The organism is Aeromonas sp. R4-3, assembly GCF_040908275.1.
Classification (GTDB): Bacteria; Pseudomonadota; Gammaproteobacteria; order Enterobacterales; family Aeromonadaceae; genus Aeromonas; species Aeromonas rivipollensis.
Map to the genome: position 1 here is coordinate 140,186 of NZ_JBFODK010000001.1, position 21,954 is coordinate 162,139.

Below are 21,954 nucleotides of genomic sequence, written 5' to 3' on the forward strand. Positions count from 1 at the left end.
AGAGTGTGGAGGGAGTCACATCGTGGGAGATGAGAAAAACGTTTGTTCGCGGTGAGCCTGATCCCTATAATACGCGCGTCTCAAATCCCCCCACACTCTAAAACTTGGTGAGAAAGGTATATGGAAATCTTGCGTGGTGCCCCAGCACTGTCTGAGTTTCGTGTCCACAAGCTGCTGCAGAGCTGCGCACAGAGAGGAGTAGAGATAGCAGACGTCTATGCCGAATACGTGCACTTTGCCGAGCTTTCGAGCCCGCTCTCGCCCCCGGAGCGAGCGACCTTGGGCCAGCTTCTGCGCTACGGCCCGACCATCCCGGAACACACCCCCAGCGGTCAGCTGTTTCTCGTTACCCCCCGCCCCGGCACTATCTCCCCCTGGTCTTCCAAAGCAACCGACATCGCCCACAACTGCGGCCTGAACCAGGTCAAGCGGCTGGAGCGCGGCATTGCCTATTACGTGCAGGCCAAGGGTGAGCTGACCGCAGCCCAGCGTGGCGAGGTCGCAGCCTTGCTGCACGATCGCATGATGGAGGTGGTGTTCGATGAGCCGAGCCAGGCAGCCGCCCTGTTTGCCCATCACGAGCCGCGCCCCTTCACCCAGGTGGATGTGCTGGGCGGTGGCCGCAGCGCCCTGGCCTCGGCCAACATCGAGCTGGGCCTGGCCCTCGCCGATGACGAAATCGACTACCTGGTGGAGAACTTCACCCGCCTTGGTCGCAATCCCAACGACATCGAGCTCTACATGTTCGCCCAGGCGAACTCCGAGCACTGCCGTCACAAGATCTTCAACGCCGACTGGACCATAGACGGTGAGCAGCAGCCCAAGTCGCTGTTCAAGATGATCAAGAACACCTTCGAGCAGACGCCGGATCATGTCCTGTCTGCCTATAAAGACAACGCCGCCGTGATGGAAGGCAGCCAGGGTGGCCGCTTCTTCCCGAGCCCCGCCAGTGGCGAGTACCAGTATCACCAGGAGCGCGTCGACATCCTGATGAAGGTGGAGACTCACAACCACCCGACCGCCATCTCTCCCTTCCCGGGGGCGGCCACCGGCTCCGGCGGCGAAATTCGCGACGAGGGGGCGACAGGCCGTGGCGCCAAGCCCAAGGCGGGCCTGGTGGGCTTCTCCGTCTCCAACCTGCGCATCCCCGGTTTCGAGCAGCCCTGGGAGCAGGATTTCGGCAAGCCGAGCCGCATCGTCAGCGCTTTTGACATCATGCAGGAGGGGCCCCTTGGCGGCGCCGCCTTCAACAACGAATTCGGTCGTCCGGCCATCCTCGGCTACTTCCGTACCTTCGAAGAGCAGGTGCCGAGCCACAACGGCGTCGAAGTGCGCGGTTACCACAAGCCCATCATGCTGGCGGGCGGCATAGGCAACATCCGCAGCGAACACGTCCAGAAAGGGGAGATCCCGGTGGGGGCAGCCCTGATCGTGCTGGGCGGCCCGGCCATGAACATAGGTCTGGGTGGTGGCGCGGCATCGAGCATGGCCTCCGGCCAGTCTGCCGAAGACCTCGATTTCGCCTCTGTGCAGCGGGACAACCCCGAGATGGAGCGCCGTTGCCAGGAGGTGATCGATCGCTGCTGGCAGCTCGGCGATGACAACCCCATCGTCTTCATCCACGACGTGGGCGCCGGTGGCCTCTCCAACGCCATGCCGGAGCTGGTGAACGACGGCGATCGGGGCGGTCGCTTCGACCTGCGTGCCATCGCCAGCGACGAGCCGGGCATGAGCCCGCTGGAGATCTGGTGCAACGAATCCCAGGAGCGCTACGTGCTGGCGGTCGCCCAGGACAAGCTGCCCCTGTTCAAGGCCCTGTGCGAGCGTGAGCGCGCCCCCTATGCGGTCATCGGCACCGCCACCGAAGAGAAGCACCTCACTCTCTCGGATGCACACTTTGACAACCAGCCCATCGATCTGCCCCTGGACGTGCTGCTCGGCAAGGCGCCCAAGATGCACCGCGACGTGCAGAGCCTGCCCGCCCAGGGCAAGGCCCTGCAGCTCGATGGCATCACCCTGAGTGACGCGGCCGAGCGGGTACTGCGCCTGCCGACAGTGGCGGAGAAGTCCTTCCTCATCACCATCGGCGATCGCAGCGTGACCGGTCTGGTCAACCGCGACCAGATGGTCGGCCCCTGGCAGATCCCGGTGGCCGATTGCGCCGTCACCGCCGCCACCTACGACAGCTACCACGGCGAGGCCATGTCCATGGGCGAGCGCACCCCGGTGGCGCTGCTCTCTCATGCCGCATCGGCCCGTATGGCGGTGGCCGAGGCCCTGACCAACCTGGCGCCGGCTCACATCGGTTCCCTCAAGCGGGTCAAGCTCTCCGCGAACTGGATGGCCGCCGCCGGTCACCCGGGCGAGGACGCCGGCCTGTATCAGGCGGTCAAGGCGGTGGGGGAGGAGCTCTGCCCGGCCCTCGGCATCACCATTCCGGTCGGCAAGGACTCCATGTCCATGAAGACCCGCTGGCAGCAGGACGGGGAGGAGCGCAGCGTCACCTCGCCGCTCTCCCTGCTGATCAGTGCCTTCGCCCGGGTGGAGGACGTGCGCAACACCGTCACCCCGCAGCTGCGCACCGATCTCGGTGAGACCGACCTGATCCTCATCGACCTTGGCAACGGCAAGCAGCGCCTCGGCGCCTCGGCCCTGGCCCAGGTCTACCGCCAGCTCGGTGACAGCGCGCCGGATCTCGACAACCCGGTGCAGCTCAAGGGCTTCTTCAACGCCATCCAGGCGCTGGTGGCGGACAGAAAACTCATCGCCTACCACGACAGATCCGACGGCGGCCTGTTCGTCACCCTGGTGGAGATGGCCTTCGCCGGTCACTGCGGCCTCGACATCCAGCTCGATCGCATCGGTGGCGAGCTGCTGCCTGCCCTGTTCAACGAGGAGCTGGGGGCCGTCATCCAGGTGCGCCGCGACGACAAGGAAGCCGTGCTGACCCTGCTGGCCGGCCACGGCCTGGCGGCCTGCACCCATGTGCTCGGCACCGTGGTCGAGGGCGACCTGATCTCCTTCGAGCGGGAGGGCCAGGAGGTCTACCGCGCCAGCCGTACCGCCTTGCGCACCCTCTGGGGCGAGACCAGCTGGCAGATGCAGCGCCTGCGTGACAACCCGGCCTGTGCCGACGAGGAGCATGCCGCCCGTCAGGACGCCATGGACCCGGGTCTGCACGCCACCCTGAGCTTCAACCCGAGCGAAGACGTGGCCGCCCCCTACATCGCCCGCGGGGTCTCCCCCCGTCTGGCGGTGCTGCGCGAGCAGGGGGTCAACTCCCACGTGGAGATGGCGGCAGCGTTCGACCGCGCCGGCTTCACCGCGGTGGACGTGCATATGAGCGACATCCTGTCCGGCCGCATCAAGCTGGAGCAGTTCCAGACCCTGGTGGCCTGTGGCGGCTTCTCCTACGGCGACGTGCTGGGAGCGGGGGAGGGCTGGGCCAAGTCCATCCTGTTCAACGACGGGGCCCGCGAGCAGTTCCAGCGCTTCTTCGAGCGCGCAGACACCCTCTCCTTGGGCGTCTGCAACGGCTGTCAGATGATGTCCAACCTGCGCGACCTCATCCCGGGTGCCGAGCTGTGGCCGCGCTTCGTGCGCAACCGCTCCGAGCGCTTCGAGGCGCGCTTCAGCCTGGTGCAGGTGCAGGACTCTCCGTCCGCCTTCTTCGCCGGCATGAGCGGATCCGTCATGCCCATCGCCGTCTCCCACGGGGAAGGGCGGGTGGAGGTGCGCGACGCCGCCCACCTCGACGCCTTGCAGCAAAGTGGTCTCGTGGGGCTGCGCTTCGTGGACAACCGCGGTCAGGTGACCGAGCGCTACCCGGCCAACCCGAACGGCGCGCCGGACGGCATCACGGCCGTGACCACCACCGACGGTCGCGCCACCATCATGATGCCGCACCCGGAGCGGGTGTTCCGCACCGTGGCGAACTCCTGGCACCCGGACAACTGGGGCGAGGATGGCGCCTGGATGCGGATGTTCCGCAACGCTCGCGTGCGTCTGGGGTAATCCCTCCGCGTACACAGCAACCATGGAAAACCGGCCAGCAGGCCGGTTTTTTTATGGGCGCGGCACAAGCGTTGCGTGAATTATCCTGGCTCAGGACTCAGGACTCAGGGCTCAGGGCTCAGGGCTCAGGACTCAGGATTCAGGGTTCAGGGTTCAGGGTTCAGGATTCAGGACTCAGCATGTCGCAGCCCCGGCGCGTTGACCCTGGTTCAGGAGGGGATGGTGAGGGAGGAAAGGGGAGGGGCGCGCGTTACCGGCTGGAGCTGGATGCAGAAACGATATCGTCTCGGATGGAGCATAAAAAAACCGGCCACTGGGGCCGGTTTTCCGTGCGTTGACGGGGGATGCTTAGCGCAGCACCACGTTCTGGAAGCCCTGTACCAGGCTGATGACCGGCTGGGGGTAGATCCCCAGCACCACCACCAGGATGGCGGAGAGCAGCACCACCAGGCCCCCGGAGGAGAAGGCCCAGTCGGCCTTGGCATCGCGCAGCTGCATGCCCGGTTCGCGCAGGTAGAGGGTGACCATGACCCGCAGGTAGTAGTAGAGACCCAGGGCGCTGCCCAGCACGATGGCGCCGGAGAGCCACCACAGCTTGGCATCGACGGTGACGCCGATGAGGTAGAACTTGCCGATGAAGCCGAGCGTCATGGGGATGCCCGCGAGGGACAACATCATCACCGTCATGACGGCCGTCAGGTAAGGACGGTGCCAGAACAGGCCGCGGTAGCTGTGCAGGGAGTCCGCATCCTTGCCGCGATAGGGGCTGGACATCATGCTGATGACGCCGAAGGCCCCGAGGCTGGTGAACAGGTACATCAGCAGGTAGACGCCGGCCGCTTCCACCGGCATCTGGCCGAGGCGGCTCGCCACCACCACCGCCAGCAGGTAGCCGAAGTGGGAGATGGAGGAGTAACCCATCATCCGCTTGATGTTGGTCTGGATCAGCGCCAGCAGGTTGCCGATGACGATGGAGACGACGGCAATGGCCGCCAGCAGCCAATGGAACATGGGATCACCGGTGGCCGGCACCGCCAGGTAGAAGCGCAGCAGCACGCAGAACACCGCGATCTTGCTGACGGTGGCGAGGAAGGTCGCCACCGGTGCCGGGGCACCCTCGTACACGTCCGGGGTCCAGAGGTGGAAGGGGGCCAGCGACAACTTGAAGGCGAAGCCAACCAGCATCAGACCCAGACCACCCATCAGCAGTGGATGGTGGGCCGGGCTCTGGGCCAGGGTCAGCCCCAGATCGCTGAAGCTCAGGCTGCCGGCCTGGGCGTAGAGCAGCGCCATGCCGAACAACAGGAAGGCGGTGGCGGCGGCGGAGAGCACCATGTACTTGATGCTGGCTTCCAGGGAGTGACGCTCGCGGTAGGCATAACCCACCAGGCCGAACATCGGCAGGGTCAGCATCTCGATCCCGATGAACAGGGAGGCGAGGTGGCGAGAGCCGGCCAGCACCAGGCCACCGGCGGTGGCGATCAGCAGCAGCAGGTAGAACTCTTCCCGGTTGTCCGGGTAGCCCTTGAGCCAGGAGCGGCCGAAGGTACAGGTGGCCAAGGCGCCGATAAGCACCAGCCCCATGTAGAAGACGGCGTAGCCGTCTACCTGCAGCAGGGGAGTGACCCCCTGGTCACCCTGGGCCATGACGATGGGCAGGGAGAAGAGGGCCAGGTTCAGGCCGGTGATGGTTACCACGAAGGCGGTGTCGGCGCAGCGCTTCCAGGCGATGGCCAGCATCAGGGCCACCATGGCCCCCGTGGTCAGCAACAGCGGCAGCAGGGCCAGTAGTTGGGCGGCAGTAAACGTCATGACAGTGCTCCTGTCGTGGACAAGGAAGGCAGCAAGGCCAGGAGAGAGTGAGAGCGAGGGGCGATCATTGCAGGGCTCCTGTGCTCGGCAGTGCATACCAGTGCAGCACGTTCAGCAGGCTGCTGCTGGCGGTGTCCAGCACCGGCTGGGGGTAGAGACCGAGCAGCACCAGCAGGCCGGCGATGGTCAGCATCATGGCCAGTTCCCGCTTGTCCAGACCGTTGAGGACCTTCTCATCCTTGGGTGCACCGAAGCAGGCCCGTTGCAGCATGATGAGGGAGTAGACCGAGGCCAGCACCAGGCCGAAGGTGGCGATGACGGTGAGCACTGGGGCCACCTGGAAGCTGCCGATGAGGATCAGGAACTCGCCGATGAAGTTGCCGGTGCCCGGCATCCCCAGGGAGGCGACCGAGAAGAACAGCATCACCCCGGGCAGGTAGCGCAGACGACCCCAGAGGCCGCCCATCAGGCGCAGATCCCGGGTGTGCAGACGCTCGTAGAGTTGGCCGCACAGGATGAAGAGGCCGGCGGCGGAGAGGCCGTGGGCGATCATCTGCACCACGGCGCCTTGCAGCGCGAGCTCGCTGCCCGAGTAGATGGCGATCATCACGAAGCCCATGTGGGAGATGCTGGTGTAGGCCACCAGGCGCTTGATGTCGGTCTGGGCGAAGGCCAGCAGGGCACCGTAGACGATGCCGATCAGCCCCAGCACCATGGCGTAGGGGGCGAACTCGGCGGAGGCCTCCGGGAACAGCGGCAGGGTGAAGCGCAGCAGGCCGTAGGCGGCGGTTTTGAGCAGGATGCCCGCCAAGTCCACAGAACCCGCGGTCGGCGCCTGGCTATGGGCGTCCGGCAACCAGCCATGGAGCGGCACCAGGGGCATCTTGACCGCGAAGGCGATGAAGAAGCCCAGCATCAGCAGCCACTGCACGCCCTTGCTCATCGGGGTGTTGAGCAGGTCGAGGTAGTTGAAGGTGAAGACCCCGGTGCTGGCGTGGTGGGTCAGCACCAGCCCGAGGATGGCCACCAGCATGATGAGGCCGCTCGCCTGGGTGTAGATGAAGAACTTGGTGGCCGCGTTGATCCGGGATTTACCGTCGGTGACCGAGTGGCCCCAGAGTGCGATCAGGAAGTACATGGGAACCAGCATCATCTCCCAGAAGAAGAAGAAGAGGAACAGGTCCACCGCCATGAAGACGCCGAGCACGCCCCCCAGGATCCACAGCAGATTCAGGTGGAAGAAGCCGATGCGCTGCACGATTTCCTTCCAGGAGCAGAGGATGGCCAGCACACCGATGAAGCTGGTGAGCATCACCATCAGGAGGGACAAGCCGTCTACCGCCAGGTGCAATGAGATGCCGAAGCGGGGGATCCAGGGTTGCTGCCACTCGGCCGCCCAGACGGGGAGGCCGGGGCTGGCGAGGGAGAAGTCACCCCCCAGCCAGATGGCACCGGAGAGCACCAGGCAGGCGCTCATGGAGAGCAGGGCTACCCAGCGAACGAATTGTCCGCCGAGCCGCTCCATCTGCCAGCAGAGCAAGCCGCCGATAAAAGGAATTAACAAGATCCAGAGTAAGGTCACGATATCAGCTCTCGTCTAGGTTCTAGTCGGGCAGGCCCCGGGCCTGCCACACATATTGGGCTCATGGATCAGCCGAGCAGCAGCAGGGCCAGGATCAGGGCGGCGCCCATCCCCATGGAGGCGGCGTACCAGCGCAGCTTGCCGGACACAGTCCAGGCCAGCAGCTGGTGGCCACCCTGGGCCAGCACGGCGGGCAGGTTCATCATCCGATCCAGCGGGTCCTTGCCGAGCAAGCGGGTCACCAGCAGGTAGGGCTTGACCCAGATCCAGTCATAGAGCCAGTCAAAGCCCCAGGCATTGAACCAGAGGGTGCTGAGCGCGCGGCCGGCGGCACTCTCGGCGATCCCCTTCGCCAGGCGACGTTCGCCGAGGAAGAGGAAGGCGGCAAGCGCAATGCCTGCCACGGCGATGACGCCGGAGAGGATCTCGAGGCTGTGGCGTCCCTCTTCGATATGATCCCCCGGGCCTGCCGGCAGCACTCCGGCGAGCGGCGGTACTATCAGGGCACCCACACCGGTGGAGAGCACCAGCAGCACCAGCAGCGGCAGCTGGTGGGCAAGACCGTGGCCTTTGTGCGCCTGCGTCTGCGCCTTGCCGTGGAAGGCGATGAAGATGAGGCGGAAGGTGTAGAGGGAGGTCAGGAAGGCCCCACCCAGACCGGCCCACAGCAGGGCGCTCTGGCCACTGGCCTGCACCTGCCAGAGGATGGCGTCCTTGCTGTAGAAGCCGGCGGTGACCAGCGGCAGCGCGGCCAGGGCCGAGCCCCCCACCAGGAAGCAGGCATAGACCAGGGGCAGACTCTTGCGCAGGCCCCCCATCTTGAAGATGTTCTGCTCGTGGTGGGTCGCGACTATGACGGCCCCGGCGGAGAGGAACAAGAGCGCCTTGAAGAAGGCGTGGGTCATCAGGTGGAAGATGGCCCCTTCCCAGGCGCCGACCCCCAGGGCCAGGAACATGTAGCCTATCTGGCTCATGGTGGAGTAGGCCAGGATCCGCTTGATGTCGGTCTGTACCAGGGCGGCAAAGCCCGCCAGCACTAGTGTGATGGCACCGACCAGGGCCACCAGATGGAGGATCTCCGGGGCCAGCAGGAAGAGGCCGTGGGTGCGGGCGATGAGGTAGACACCGGCGGTCACCATGGTGGCCGCGTGGATCAGTGCCGAGACCGGGGTCGGGCCCGCCATGGCGTCTGCCAGCCAGGTCTGCAGGGGCAGCTGGGCGGATTTGCCGACCGCGCCGCCGAGCAGCATCAGGCAGGCGAACGACAGGGCAGGGGAGCCCTCGGCAAAGACCACTGGGGCGCGCACCAGCAGCTCGTGGATGTTGAGGGTGCCGAGCTCGCGGTAGAGCACGAAGAGCCCGATGGCGAGGAAGACGTCACCGACCCGGGTCACCACAAATGCCTTGAGGGCGGCGGCGCCATTGGCCGGGTTGCGGTAGTAGAAGCCGATCAGCAGGTAGCTGCACAGCCCCACCCCTTCCCAACCCAGGTAGACGAACAGCAGATCATCGGCCAGCACCAGGAACACCATGCTGGCGATGAAGAGGTTGGTGTAGGTGAAGAAGCGGGAATACCCCTCTTCTCCGCGCATGTACCAGGAGGCGAACAGGTGGATGAAGAAGCCCACCCCGGTCACCACCCCCAGCATGGTCAGCGACAGCCCATCCAGCGCCAGACGGAAGGTGGGCTGGAATTCACCCACCGACATCCACTGCCACAGGATCTGGGTATAGACGCCGCCCTCGGGGGTGTGATTGAGGAAGTCGAACCCGACCCAGATTGTGGTCAGGGCCGAAAGGCCTATGCTGCCGACACCGATGAGTGCCGCGCTGCGCTCGCCGAGACGGCCGATGGAGAAGGCCAGCAGCAGCCATCCCAGCAGGGGGAACAGGAAAGTCAGGTATAGGAGGCTCATCCGCGCATCTCGCTCACAGTGTCCACGTTCAGGGTGTGGTAACGACGATAGAGCAGCAGTAACAGGGCTAGGCCGATACTGGCCTCCGCTGCCGCCAGAGAAATCACCAGTATGTACATGATCTGGCCGTCGGCCTGGGCCCAGCGGCTACCCGCCACCACGAACGCCAGCGCGGACGCATTCATCATGATCTCGATACTCATGAGGATAAACAGCAGGTTGCGGCGGATCAGCAGACCGCACAAACCGATGCAGAACAGAATTGCCGCGAGCAGCAAGCCGTGCTCCATGGGGATACCACTCATTGCTGACCTCCTTCCTGGGATGGGCGAGCGGTGGGTTTGGGGACGGAAAGCACTTCCCCGCTCTTGTCTTCACGGCCAAGGTGATAGGCGGTGACCAGACCCGCCAGCAGCAGTATGGAGGCGAGCTCCACCGCCAGTACATAGGGGCCGAACAGGGCGATGCCGACTTCTTTCGCACTGACGTCGGTCTGCCCGAGCTCACCGCCGGTGACCCCGAGAATGCCGTAGGCCAGGAAGCCGAGCAGGATGAGGGAGAGCAGGGCAGGCCCACCCCAGGTCATGGGGGTGAGCCAGTTGCGCTCCTGATCCTGGGATGAACCCAGGTTCAGCATCATCACCACGAACACGAACAGCACCATGATGGCGCCGGCGTAGACGATCACCTGCAGGGCGCCTGCGAAGGAGGCTCCCAGGCAGAAGAAGATCATGGCCACGGCGATGAGCGAGATGATGAGATTGAGCAACGCATGCATGGGGTTGCTGGTGCTGATGACCCGCAGCGTGCTGTAAACGGCGACCAGGGCCGCGGCATAAAATGCCAGTTCCATGATTGACTCCTAGGGCAGCAGGCTCTTGACATCGATGGGCTTGGCTTCGTTCTCGGCATCCCCTTTGGGCTTGCCGTCGATGGCCATACCGCTCATGCGGTAGAAGTTGTAGTCCGGGTATTTGCCGGGGCCGCTGATCAGCAGATCTTCCTTCTCGTACACCAGATCCTGGCGGCGATACTCGCCCATCTCGAAATCCGGCGTCAGCTGGATGGCGGTGGTGGGGCAGGCCTCTTCACACAGACCGCAGAAGATGCAGCGGGAGAAGTTGATGCGGAAGAACTCCGGGTACCAGCGACCGTCGTCCCGCTCCGCTTTTTGCAGCGAGATGCAGCCGACCGGGCAGGCCACGGCGCACAGGTTGCACGCCACGCAGCGCTCGTCACCGTCCGGATCCCGGGTCAGCACGATGCGACCACGGAAACGGGGCGCGGCATAGACCTGCTGCTCCGGGTAGCTCAGGGTTTCGCGGGGGCGCCAGGCATGGGAGAAGACCATCCCCAGACTGCGCAGTTGGGTGCCAACACCCTTGATAATGCTCGTAATTTTCATTGGTGCCTCACTGCACGTTCATAAGCACGACGGCGCCGGTTACCAGCATGTTGAGCAAGGTAAGCGGTAAGCAGACTTTCCAGCCAAAGGACATCACCTGGTCAAAGCGCGGGCGGGGCAGGGAGGCCCGCAGCAGGATGAAGAACACCATGAAACAGGCGGTCTTCAGGGCAAACCAGATGAAGGGCGGCAACCAGGGGCCGTGCCAGCCACCGAAGAAGAGGGTCACGATGAGGGAGGAGATCAGCACTATGCCGATGTACTCGCCCACGAAGAACAGACCCCACTTCATGCCCGCGTATTCGATGTGATAGCCGTCGGCGAGCTCCTGCTCGGCCTCCGGCTGGTCAAACGGGTGACGGTGGGTGACGGCAACCCCGGCAAACAGGAAGGTGATGAAGCCCAGGAACTGGGGGATCACGTTCCACAATCCGGCTTGCGCCTCCACGATCTCCCGCAGGTTGAAGCTGCCGGTCTGGATGACGATCCCCATCAGGGAGAGGCCGAGGAACACCTCGTAGGAGAGGGTCTGGGCCGAGGCGCGCAGGCTGCCGAGCAGGGAGTACTTGTTGTTGCTCGACCAGCCGGCAAAGAGCACGGCGTAGACCGCCAGCCCTGCTATGGCCAGGATGTAGAGCAGCCCCACGTTGAGATCCGCCACGCCCCAGGTGGGGGTGATGGGCACCACAGCAAACGCCAGGATGAAGGCGGTAAAGGCGATGATGGGGGCCAGCACGAAGATCCGGCGATCCGCGAACGGCGGGATCCAGTCCTCCTTGAAGAACATCTTGACCATGTCGGCCGCCAGTTGCAGCAGGCCGAAGGGGCCCACCCGGTTGGGGCCGTACCTGTCTTGCCAGAGCGCCAGCAGACGGCGCTCGATGAAGCTCATGAAGGCGCCAGCCCCCACAATCCCCACCAGCACGATCAAGGCTTTGCCTACCTCCAGCAACAGATCGATCAGCTCATTGCTCATGCGATGGCCTCCTGCAAGTCAGTCACATAGGCCTGGTGCAGCGCGGTCGGCAGACCATGGGCGCCCAGGGGCAGGCCGAGCAGACCCGGTGCCAGCCGTTCGCTGATCCGCAGGGTCAGCCGCCAGTGGTGACCACCCCAGGAGAAGGCCACCAGATTGCCGGCATGAAGGGCCAAACGGGCGGCATCGACCGGGTTCAGCACCAGCTCGGGGTCCCCCATGCGGGCCTGGATGACGGGGCTGCGCGCGGAGAGCTCGTCGCCACCGAACAGCTGGTCATAGCTCACCACTTGCAGCGTGTGCTGGGCGGTGAAGGGGGCGGGAATGGTGTCGAACCAGCCGAGGGACTCGCTGCCCGGCTCCAGCAGGCGACGACCGGGATCCCCGGCTCGCAGGTTGCCACCCACCTCGTCCTGGAACTTGTTCCAGGCGGAGGGGGAGTTCCAGCCCGGTGCCCAGGCGAACGGCACCTGTTGCAGGGGTTGGCGGGCACCGGCATAGCCTTCCATGGAGAAGTTGAAGGGGGAGTCGGGGTCTTGCGCCACCCGGGGCTCGCTCACGTTCTGATCCGCCAGCATGGAGGTGCGGCCGCTGTAGCGGTGTGGCTCGCGCGCGAGCTTCATGCCGCGGATACGCAGCCCGGCATTGGGGGCGGCTTCGCCCATGCTGGCCAGCAGCGGGGCAGAGGCGGCGCAGGCCGCACTCACCTCGTCGAAGCTGCTCCAGCGCGGGGGCTTGCCGTCCAGCGTGCCTTGCAGCGCGGCCAGCCAGCGCCAGCCTTCGCGCACCTGGATGTCGGCGTCGTAGAAGGCGGGGGCATAGACCTGGAAGAAGCGCTGGGCACGGCCTTCCATGTTCACCACAGTGCCATCGGCCTCCGCAAAGCTGGCGGCAGGCAGCACCAGGTGGGCCTGCTGGGCGGTGCGGGTGTCCTGATGATCCACCACCAGCAGATGCTGCAGGCGCTTGATGGCGGCATCGACCCGGTTGCGGGGAGCACGGCGATAGAGATCGTTCTCCAGGGTGATCAGCGCAAGGGACTCGCTCCCTTCGATGCGCTCGAGGGCGGCTTCCAGGGGAGCGGCGTTGCCGGCCAGCATGGCCAGCCCCAGGCTGTTGGCCTCCTGGGCCACCAGTGCCAGTTCGACGGTCTGACCACGACCCTTGAGGGCGTGGGCTATGTTGCTGGCCGCCTCGATCAGCGCCTGGCTGCGGGCACCGGAGCCCGCGATGATGAGCGGTTTCTTGGCGTTGCCAAGCAGCTCGGCCCAGCGGGTCGCTTGAGCCAGCTGATCGGCGCCCAGATCCTGCGGGGCAGGGGCGGAACCGTCGAGCAGGTGGGCGATGGCAAAGCCGAGGCGGGCCTGATCGGCGTGAGGGGCATGCAGGGTATCGGCGGCCACGTCGTCCAGACGGGTCTGATCCAGGCTGGTGATGAGCAGCGGATAACGCTCATTCTGAGCGAGCGTCTGCACCGCGGCGACCTGCCACAGGTCCACCTTCAGCTTGCGGGCGATTTCACGTCCCTTGCCCTTGACTGCCTGACGCAGTGCCAGGCTGATCCGGGCGGCCGTCTGGGTGACATCTTCACCCAGCACCAGTACGGCGTCGGCCTCTTCCATGTCACGCAGGCTGGGGGTTCGTACCCCGCCCTGGTGCAGGACATGCAGCATCTTCTGCAGGCAGGCCCATTCGCTCTGCTCGACCCCTGCGTAGAAGTTGGCGGCGCCCACCAGCTCGCGCAGGGCGAAGTTGCTCTCGAGCGACGCTCGTGGCGAGCCGATGCCGATGATGCCGCTTGCGGTGCGCAGGGCATCGGCGGCGCGGTTGAGGGCGCCATCGACAGTGATGGCCAGCTTGTCATTGCCATCCTGAAGCAGGGGTTGGCGCGGGCGATCGGCCTGGTTGACATAGCCGTAACCGAAGCGGCCACGATCACAGAGGAAGTAGTGGTTCAGGGCGCCGTGGAAGCGGTTCTCGATGCGGCGCAGCTCGCCGTAGCGCTCCCCCGGGCTGATGTTGCAGCCGACCGAGCACTGCTGGCAGATGCTGGGGGCAAACTGCATGTCCCACTTGCGGTTGTAGCGCTCGGAATGGGTCTTGTCGGTGAAGACGCCGGTGGGGCAGACCTCCACCAGGTTGCCGGAGAACTCGCTCTCCAGGGTGCCATCCTCGACCCGGCCGAAGTAGACGTTGTCGTGGGCGCCGTAGACACCCAGATCCTCGCCGCCGGCGTAATCCTTGTAGTAGCGCACGCAGCGATAGCAGGCGATGCAGCGGTTCATCTCGTGGTTGATGAAGGGGCCGAGATCCTGATTCTGGTGGGTGCGCTTGGTGAAGCGATAGCGACGGCTGTTGTGGCCCGTCATCACCGTCATGTCTTGCAGGTGGCAGGCGCCACCCTCTTCACACACAGGGCAGTCGTGGGGGTGGTTGGTCATCTGCCACTCCACCACAGTCTTGCGAAACTCCTTCGCCTCTTCGTCCTCGATGGAGATATAGGTGCCATCGGTGGAGGGGGTCATGCAGGACATGACCAGGCGGCCGCGCTTGTCGTCGGCATTCTGATACTGTTTGACCGCACACTGGCGGCAGGCGCCGACGCTACCGAGCGCCGGGTGCCAGCAAAAATAGGGGACGTCCAGACCCAGCGACAGACAGGCTTGCAGCAGGTTATCTGCCCCGTCTACCTCGAACTCTTTACCGTCTACATGAATGGTTGCCATACAACTTCCCTGAAACCTGTTTTGTGAAATCGGCTATTGCCCGATGCGTTCTGGCGTATTACCAGCGCTCGCCCAGCAGATTGGGCTGGATACCCTTGAACAGCTTGTGATTGTCATGGGGGGCCTTGACCCCGGCCTCGAACTCGGACCGGAAGTACTTCATGGCACTGCCAAGGGGCTCGACGGCGCCAGGGGCATGGGCGCAGAAGGTCTTGCCCGGCCCCAGGAAGCTGACCAGCTGCTCCAGGGTGGCGAGATCCTCGGGTTGGCCTTCGCCTCGCTCCAGGGCCCGCAGGATCTTGACGCTCCAGGGCAGGCCGTCGCGGCAGGGGGTGCACCAGCCACAGGATTCACGGGCGAAGAACTCCTCCATGTTGCGCAAGAGTCCGACCATGTTGATGCTGTCATCCACCGCCATGGCGAGGCCCGTCCCCATGCGGGTGCCGACCTTGCCGATGCCTCCGGCATACATCTGGGCATCCAGGTGCTCGGGCAGCAGGAAGCCGGTGCCGGCACCGCCCGGTTGCCAGGCCTTGAGGCGATAGCCGGGTTTCATGCCGCCGGCATAGTTCTCGAACAGTTCGCGGGCGGTGATGCCAAAGGGCAGCTCCCACAGGCCCGGGTTGTTGACCTTGCCGGAGAAGCCCATCAGCTTGGTGCCGTGATCTTCCGAGCCTGGCAGGGCCAGCCCCTGATACCACTCGACGCCGTTGCCTATGATGGCGGGCACGTTGCACAGGGTCTCGACGTTGTTGACGCAGGTGGGCTTGCCCCAGACGCCGGAGACGGCGGGGAAGGGGGGTTTGGCCCGCGGGTTGGCGCGGCGTCCTTCCAGGGAGTTGATGAGCGCCGTCTCTTCGCCGCAGATGTAACGCCCTGCGCCGGTGTGGACGAACAGCTCGAAGTCAAAGCCCGACCCCAGTATGTTCTTGCCGAGCAGGCCGGCGGCCTTGGCCTCTTCCACCGCGCGGCGCAGGTGGATGGCGGCGTCCACGTACTCGCCGCGCAGGAAGATATAGCCGCGATAGGCCTTGAGGGCCCGGGCACTGATGATCATCCCCTCGATCAGCAGGTGGGGCAGTTGCTCCATCAGCAGCCGGTCTTTGTAGGTGTTCGGCTCCATCTCGTCGGCGTTGCAGAGCAGGTAACGGATGTTCATGCTCTCGTCTTTGGGCATCAGGCCCCACTTCACCCCGGTGGAGAAGCCGGCGCCGCCGCGCCCCTTGAGGCCGGCGTCCTTGACGGTGCCGACTATCTCGTCAGGGCTCATCTGACTCAGTGCCTTGCGGGCCGCTTCGTACCCCTGTTTGCTCTGGTATTCGTCCAGCCAGACCGGCTGGCCGTCATCCCGCAACCGCCAGGTGAGGGGATGGGTCTCGGCTGAACGGGCGATGCGGTTGGCGGTGCCGAGGGAGGCGAGTGTCTTGTTTGGTTGCAGGCTCATGGACATAGATTGCCCTCCAGGGTCTTGAACTGGCCGCTTGTATCTGATCTGCGGGAGAGGCTCATGGGTAGGCCTCCAGGGTCTTGAGCAGGCTGACGGCATCGAGCCCGCCGTAGGTATCGTCGTCTATCATCAGCGCCGGCCCCTTGTCGCAGTTGCCGAGGCAGCAGACCGGCAGCAGGGTGAAGCGGCCGTCAGGGGAGGTCTGGCCGGGGGCCAGATCCATGACCTCTTTCAGGCCGGCCAGCAGTTGCTCATGGCCGTTGATGTAACAGACCATGCTGTCACAGACACGGATGATGTGGCGGCCTACCGGCTGGCGGAAGATCTGGCTGTAGAAGGTGGCGACCCCTTCCACATCGCTGGCAGGGATGCCGAGCACGGCGGCGATGGCATGGATGGCACCGTCCGGTACCCAGCCGCGGGCCTGCTGCACTATCTTGAGCGCTTCTATGCTGGCGGCGCGGGGATCTTCGTAGTGGTGCGTCTCATGCTCTATGGCATCGCGCTCGGCCTGGCTCAGGACGAAGTCGTCCCCCTTGCTCTGGCATGCGCTCTGTCCCGCGTTGGACGATGTATTCTTGCACTGACATTGCTGGCTCATGAACTTAACCTTTTGTCGTTTATTCTTCTTGTCCCGTTGCGCCCTGGTGTGGGCGCGGCGGGGACTTAACGATCCACATCCGACATGACGAAATCGATACTGCCCAGGTAGACGATGAGATCCGACACCATCTGGCCACGGATCACCGAGGGGATCTGCTGCAGGTGGGCGAAGCTCGGGGTCCGGATCCGGGTCCGGTAGCTCATGGTGGAGCCGTCGCTGGTCAGGTAGTAACTGTTGATCCCCTTGGTCGCCTCTATCATCTGGAAGGACTCGGCGGCCGGCATCACCGGGCCCCATGACACTTGCAGGAAGTGGGTGATCAGGGTCTCGATGTCCTGCAGGGTGCGCTCTTTGGGCGGCGGCGTGGTGAGCGGGTGATCCGCCTTGAAGGGGCCCTCCGGCATGTTCTTCATGCACTGCTCTATGATGCGCATGCTCTGGCGGATCTCTTCGATGCGCACCGTGGCTCTGTCATAAGCATCCCCATTGCTGCCCACCGGCACCTCGAACTCGAACTGATCGTAGCCGGAATAAGGGCGCCATTTGCGCACGTCGAAGTTGAGACCGGTGGCCCGCAGACCGCCGCCCGTGGTGCCCCAGGCGAGCGCCTGCGCCGTGTTGTAGGCGGCGACGCCTATGGTGCGACCGCGCAGTATGCTGTTGCGCATGGCGGCCTTCTCATACTCCATCAGGCGCTTGGGCAGCCAGCTCAGCAGGTTGTCCTGGATGAGACGGGCCCAGCCGATGGGCAGGTCGTGGGCCACACCGCCGATGCGGAACCAGGCCGGGTGCATGCGGGCGCCCGTGATGGCCTCGATGATGGTGTAGATCTTCTGCCGATCGGTGAAGGTGAAGAAGACAGGGGTCATGGCCCCCACGTCCTGGATGTAGGTGCCAAGGAACAGCAAGTGGCTCTGGATGCGGAACAGCTCCGCCATCATCACCCGGATCATATCGACCCGGTTGGGTACCTTGATCCCCGCCAGCTTCTCGACCGCCAGCACATAGGGCAGGTTGTTCATCACCCCCCCTAAGTACTCGACCCGGTCTGTGTAGGGGATGTAGCTGTGCCAGGACTGGCGCTCGCCCATCTTCTCGGCACCGCGGTGGTGATAGCCGATGTCAGGCACGCAGTCGCGGATCTCTTCCCCGTCGAGCTGCAGCACCAGGCGGAAGGCGCCGTGGGCCGAGGGGTGGTTGGGACCGAGGTTCAGGAACATGTAGTCCTCGTTCTCGTTGCCCCGGGCCATGCCCCACTCTTCGGGCTTGAACAGCAGGTTGTCCTGCTCCTGATCCTGCTTGACCGCATCGAGCATGAAGGGATCGAACTCGGTGGCGCGGGCCGGGTAGTCCTTGCGCAGCGGGTGTCCCTGCCAGCTCTTTGGCATCATGATGCGGGTGAGATGGGGGTGACCGTCGAAGGTGATGCCCATCAGATCCCAGACTTCCCGCTCGTACCAGTTGGCGTTGGGGAAGTGACGGCTGACGGTGGGCAGGTGCAGATCGCTCTCCATCAGCGGCACCTTCAGCATCACATCGGCGTTACGGTCGATGGAGATGAGGTGATAGAAGACGGTGAAGTCGCTGCCCGGCAGGCCGTGGCGATGGCTGCGCATCCGCTCGTCGGTGGCGCTGAGATCAAACAGCATCACGAAGGGGGAGGGGAGCTTTTGCAGGAAGCCCATCACGTCCAGCAGCAGATCACGGGAGAGCCAGATCACCGGCACCCCGGTACGGGTGCTCTGCACCGTGAAGCGCTCGGCACCGAAGTGGGCGAAGAGTTCGCCGACCACCTGGGCATCGGCGTGATCCGCCGTCTGCCCCTGGGCCATGGTGTAGTTGCTTGGGAATTCTCGAGTCAGTTTCATGGTCAGATCTCATCCGGCGTGCGCAGGTTGGTGACTTGGATGCGCTCTTCCCGCTTGCGATCCTTCTCGGCCTGCATCTGGGGACGGTAGATCCCCTGATCACCCACCACCCAGGAGAGGGGGCGGCGCTCCTTGCCGATGGAGTCCTGCAGCAGCATCAGGGCCTGCAGGAAGGCCTCGGGGCGGGGCGGGCATCCTGGAATGTAGACGTCTACCGGCAGGAACTTGTCCACCCCCTGCACCACTGAATAGATGTCATACATGCCGCCCGAGTTGGCACAGGCACCCATGGAGATGACCCACTTGGGTTCGAGCAACTGCTCATAGAGGCGCTGGATGACAGGCGCCATCTTGATGAAGGGAGTGCCGGCGATCACCATGAAATCCGCCTGACGGGGCGAGGCCCGGATGACTTCGGCGCCGAAGCGGGCCACGTCATGGGGGGAGGTGAAGGCGGTACACATCTCCACATAGCAGCAGGAGATGCCGAAGTTGTAGGGCCAGAGGGAGTTCTTGCGGCCCCAGTTGACGGTGTCTTGCAGCACCTCTTCGAGGCGCCCGATCATGATGCCGCGGGTCGCCTGCTGCGCCAGTGGGTCATCGACGGTCTGGCGCTGTTCCTGGGGGTAGCGCTCAACGGGCGCATCCGGGTCAATCCGGGTCAGGGTGTACTTCATGGTGCAACCTCAAAGGGATAATCGGTAAATCAGTCTGGCTTCTTGTCAGTCAGGACGCGTTTCTTCGGGGCCCAGTCGAGGGCACCGATGCGCCACAGGTAGATGAGGCCTACCAGCAGCAGGGTGATGAAGATGGTGGCTTCGATAAAGCCGACCCAGCCGCTTTCCCGAACGGAGACGGACCAGGCGAAGAGATAGAGCGCCTCGACGTCGAAGATGACGAAGAACATGGCGACCAGATAGAACTTGGCGGAGAAACGCAGACGGGCATTGCCGACGGAATCTATGCCGGATTCGAAGGGCCTGTTTTTGGCACGGCCATAGGCTCGTCCCCCCAGCAAGGCCGCGACGCCTATCATGGTCAGGCAGATGCAGATGGCCCCAATGACATAGACAGCAAAGGCCCAATGCTGGACAGCAATATCAGCAAACATAGGAGTTTTCCCTAACCGAATTAATCATGTGACTTAACAAGGATGCTACGTATTATGCCAGTTCCATACTGATTTACATGTCATTTCAAAGGATTAATTATTAATCAACGGGAGGAAAATCGCGTTTTGCTAGCGGGGTCAATTTTCTCATTTGAGAATCATTTTCAATTGCTTTTACGCGGTGGGGAAAACAGCTGGTTCGCTTGAAAAATAAACTAATCGACAAAACGAAAGACCCCGCATGGCGGGGTCTTTTCATCAGGGGGCGAGGAGGGGGAGGGCTTGCTCCGCCGCCTTGCCTTGGGAGAGCACTATCTCCACCCGGCGGTTGGCCTGGCGATGGGCCGGGGTGTCGTTGGCAAAGCGGGGCTGGGTGTCAGCCACGCCCTGGGCGATGACACGCCGCGAATCCAGCTTGGGGTTGGTGAGCAGGGTATGGACTATGGTGGCCGCCCGCAGCACCGACAGCTCCCAGTTGTTGCGATAGAGCTCCACCGGCGCCTGGGAGTTGTCGGTGTGGCCGGTGACTACCACCATGCCCGGAATATCGGCCAGCACATCGGAGACCTTGTTGACCAGGGGGATGAACTGGGGCTGCAGGAAGGCTGAGTCGGCAGGGAACAGGGTCTTCTCGCCGATGCGGATCACCAGCTGGCTGCCGAGCTGCTCCACCTCGATCTCCTGGGATTCAATCTGGCTCTTGAGCTGCTGCTGCAGTTTTTGCTTGGTGACGGTGGCCCAATCCTGCTCCTTGGTCTTGTGGGGCCATGACTCGGTGGCGCTGGGCTTCTCCGAGGCGCCTATGGTCTCGTTGAAGGGGTCGGCCGCGGCGGCCGGGCTCTGGGTGTCCAGCAGCTCCTCCTTCTGGGAGGTACCCGGCGTGGTCTTGGATTCCGGCTCCAGTATGCCCGTCCCCCCCTGCATCACGGGAGAACCGGCGGGCAGAGAGATGAGGCCTATCTTGCCAAGAGACTCGATAAAGCCCTGGATCAGTACCCGGGTCTCCGACTGCTTGGCCATGGCGAAGGAGTAGAGCACCACGAAAAGGGCAAACAGCAGGGTCATGAAGTCGGCATAGGAGACCAGCCAGCGCTCATGGTTCTCCGGAGCTTCAGCCTTTTTCTTTTTCGCCACCATGGCCTCCGAGGTAGGGTTCAAGGGTCACTTGCAGCCGCTGTTGTGACTCGCCGTCCACTATGCAGAGGATGCCGGTCAGGGTCATCTCCTTGTAGTGGCGGATCTGGTGGGCGAAGCCCTTGTAGCGGTTGCCAAAGGGCAGGAAGATCAGGTTGGCGGCGCCGACCCCGTAGATGGTGGCGATGAAGGCCACCGCGATGGCGCCACCGAGTTTGTCCGGCGCATCCAGCAGTCCCATGGCATGGATCAGGCCAAACACGGCACCGACTATCCCCATGGTCGGGCAGTAGCCCCCCATGGCTTCGTAGAATTTGACGGTCTGCTCGAGATCTTCCTGCTCGAATTCGATCTCGTTTTCCAGCACCTCGTGGATCTTGGTCTTCTCGTAGCCATCCACCATCATCTGCACCCCTTTTTTCAGGAAGGGATCCTTGATGTCATCGATCATCCCCTCCAGCGCCAGCATGCCGCTGCGCCGGGCGTTGCCTGCCAGGGTCTCCAGCAACTGGGCCTGCTCCAGCATGTCGAGGCGCAGGGGAGAGATGAGCCACTTGAAACGCTTGAAGGTCTTGCCGACCACGGAGAAGGGGAACTGGGTCAGGGCGGCACCCACTGTGCCCCCGATCACGATGAGAAAGGCGGGGAGATCGAGCAGGGCGCTGGGGTGCCCCCCCTCGATGATGTTGCCACCCAGGATGGCAGCCAGGGCCAGCAGCAAACCAATAAGACTCATTTGTCCATATCCCTATGCGTTGTGTGTGGCTAGTGTAGCCATTTAACTATCAGTTTTTCAAAACGAAATACAATCGGTGAGCAATATCCGGGAGCTAACCGACACGGGCCCCCCTCCTGTGTCGGCCCGAGTCGCGGGATCATGAGGGCTGGCGGGCGCCAGCATGGCAGCAAGGGGCAACCGGGTATCGTGGCGCCTTGGTAAAGTGGAGAGAGATTGTGCGGACAGGTCGGTGATAAAAAGAGAGTGATGGGCGAGGAGTGGTGGAGATCGGTCTTCCCCCCTCGGTTCTGGGGGCGCAGGAGTTCAAACGCAAAAAACCGACCCTGAGGTCGGTTTTTTATAATTTGGCGGTGGGGAGGGATGATTCGCCACCGCGTGGCTCACCCCTTCGGGGCGGCCGTTGGCCGTTCATCGCAGCAAGCTGCTCTGCTCGAACCCGGCGAGGGTTCTCACCCTCCCTCCATGGGCATCAGTTTTTGCTGTGTCACCAGATGCAAAAAAACCGACCCTGAGGTCGGTTTTTCAATTTGGCGGTGAGGGAGGGATTCGAACCCTCGATACGTTGCCGTATACACACTTTCCAGGCGTGCTCCTTCAGCCACTCGGACACCTCACCAAAT

The 21,954-nt window shown here is 63.7% G+C and carries 16 protein-coding genes, 1 tRNA gene and 1 other RNA gene; 1 reads left to right on the plus strand and 17 read right to left on the minus strand.

All coding sequences use genetic code 11. The annotated features are described in order from the left end of the window. Window positions 1-120 precede the first annotated feature (120 nt). Entirely contained in the window at window positions 121-4,014 is a 3,894-nt protein-coding gene (gene purL / locus AB5Y91_RS00625; protein ID WP_368168838.1) for a phosphoribosylformylglycinamidine synthase, read from the plus strand. A 348-nt stretch (window positions 4,015-4,362) separates the two neighbouring features. On the opposite strand, the gene nuoN is transcribed toward purL, so the two are convergent. From nuoN to AB5Y91_RS00710, 17 genes are all read right to left on the minus strand, one after another. Further along, entirely contained in the window at window positions 4,363-5,826 is a 1,464-nt protein-coding gene (gene nuoN, locus AB5Y91_RS00630; RefSeq protein ID WP_368168839.1) for an NADH-quinone oxidoreductase subunit NuoN, read from the minus strand. A gap of 64 nt (window positions 5,827-5,890) precedes the next feature. Then, window positions 5,891-7,408, minus strand: a complete 1,518-nt coding sequence (gene nuoM / locus AB5Y91_RS00635; protein WP_368168840.1) for an NADH-quinone oxidoreductase subunit M — start codon at window positions 7,406-7,408, stop codon at window positions 5,891-5,893. A 68-nt stretch (window positions 7,409-7,476) separates the two neighbouring features. After that, the gene (gene nuoL, locus AB5Y91_RS00640; RefSeq protein ID WP_289985728.1) at window positions 7,477-9,324 is read right to left on the minus strand and encodes an NADH-quinone oxidoreductase subunit L; all 1,848 of its coding nucleotides are present in this window, start codon (window positions 9,322-9,324) and stop codon (window positions 7,477-7,479) included. Beyond that, entirely contained in the window at window positions 9,321-9,629 is a 309-nt protein-coding gene (nuoK, locus tag AB5Y91_RS00645) for an NADH-quinone oxidoreductase subunit NuoK (protein WP_041205926.1), read from the minus strand. The genes nuoL and nuoK overlap by 4 nt, the downstream gene beginning before the upstream one ends. After that, window positions 9,626-10,177, minus strand: a complete 552-nt coding sequence (gene nuoJ / locus AB5Y91_RS00650) for an NADH-quinone oxidoreductase subunit J (protein WP_163137819.1) — start codon at window positions 10,175-10,177, stop codon at window positions 9,626-9,628. Before nuoJ ends, nuoK begins: the two co-directional genes overlap by 4 nt. A 9-nt stretch (window positions 10,178-10,186) precedes the next feature. Continuing rightward, window positions 10,187-10,729 carry an NADH-quinone oxidoreductase subunit NuoI gene (gene nuoI, locus AB5Y91_RS00655; protein WP_005324242.1) on the minus strand — a complete coding sequence of 181 codons (543 nt, stop codon included), beginning with the start codon at window positions 10,727-10,729 and terminating at the stop codon, window positions 10,187-10,189. A 7-nt stretch (window positions 10,730-10,736) separates the two neighbouring features. Further along, on the minus strand, window positions 10,737-11,705 hold the full coding sequence (nuoH, locus tag AB5Y91_RS00660) for an NADH-quinone oxidoreductase subunit NuoH (RefSeq protein WP_005324240.1): 969 nt from the start codon (window positions 11,703-11,705) through the stop codon (window positions 10,737-10,739). After that, on the minus strand, window positions 11,702-14,431 hold the full coding sequence (nuoG, locus tag AB5Y91_RS00665) for an NADH-quinone oxidoreductase subunit NuoG (RefSeq protein WP_368168841.1): 2,730 nt from the start codon (window positions 14,429-14,431) through the stop codon (window positions 11,702-11,704). The genes nuoH and nuoG overlap by 4 nt, the downstream gene beginning before the upstream one ends. Before the next feature lie 58 nt (window positions 14,432-14,489). After that, window positions 14,490-15,875, minus strand: a complete 1,386-nt coding sequence (gene nuoF / locus AB5Y91_RS00670) for an NADH-quinone oxidoreductase subunit NuoF (RefSeq protein ID WP_368168842.1) — start codon at window positions 15,873-15,875, stop codon at window positions 14,490-14,492. 61 nt (window positions 15,876-15,936) lie between these two features. Next, window positions 15,937-16,479: an NADH-quinone oxidoreductase subunit NuoE gene (gene nuoE, locus AB5Y91_RS00675; protein WP_246866556.1), complete on the minus strand. Its 543-nt coding sequence runs from the start codon at window positions 16,477-16,479 to the stop codon at window positions 15,937-15,939. Window positions 16,480-16,544: 65 nt separating this feature from the next. Then, window positions 16,545-18,314: an NADH-quinone oxidoreductase subunit C/D gene (gene nuoC, locus AB5Y91_RS00680; protein WP_005324230.1), complete on the minus strand. Its 1,770-nt coding sequence runs from the start codon at window positions 18,312-18,314 to the stop codon at window positions 16,545-16,547. Window positions 18,315-18,352: 38 nt separating this feature from the next. Then, window positions 18,353-19,027: an NADH-quinone oxidoreductase subunit B family protein gene (locus AB5Y91_RS00685; RefSeq protein ID WP_025327215.1), complete on the minus strand. Its 675-nt coding sequence runs from the start codon at window positions 19,025-19,027 to the stop codon at window positions 18,353-18,355. Window positions 19,028-19,056: 29 nt separating this feature from the next. Further along, entirely contained in the window at window positions 19,057-19,461 is a 405-nt protein-coding gene (locus AB5Y91_RS00690; RefSeq protein WP_025327214.1) for an NADH-quinone oxidoreductase subunit A, read from the minus strand. Between the two features lie 258 nt (window positions 19,462-19,719). Continuing rightward, complete coding sequence (locus tag AB5Y91_RS00695; protein WP_041204280.1) at window positions 19,720-20,598, minus strand: MotB family protein; 879 nt, start codon at window positions 20,596-20,598, stop codon at window positions 19,720-19,722. Continuing rightward, window positions 20,573-21,331 carry a flagellar motor protein gene (locus AB5Y91_RS00700; protein ID WP_025327212.1) on the minus strand — a complete coding sequence of 253 codons (759 nt, stop codon included), beginning with the start codon at window positions 21,329-21,331 and terminating at the stop codon, window positions 20,573-20,575. The genes AB5Y91_RS00695 and AB5Y91_RS00700 overlap by 26 nt, the downstream gene beginning before the upstream one ends. Before the next feature lie 347 nt (window positions 21,332-21,678). Then, window positions 21,679-21,807: non-coding RNA, RtT sRNA (locus tag AB5Y91_RS00705), on the minus strand. Window positions 21,808-21,862: 55 nt separating this feature from the next. After that, window positions 21,863-21,950 (minus strand) — tRNA-Ser (locus AB5Y91_RS00710). Window positions 21,951-21,954 lie beyond the last annotated feature (4 nt).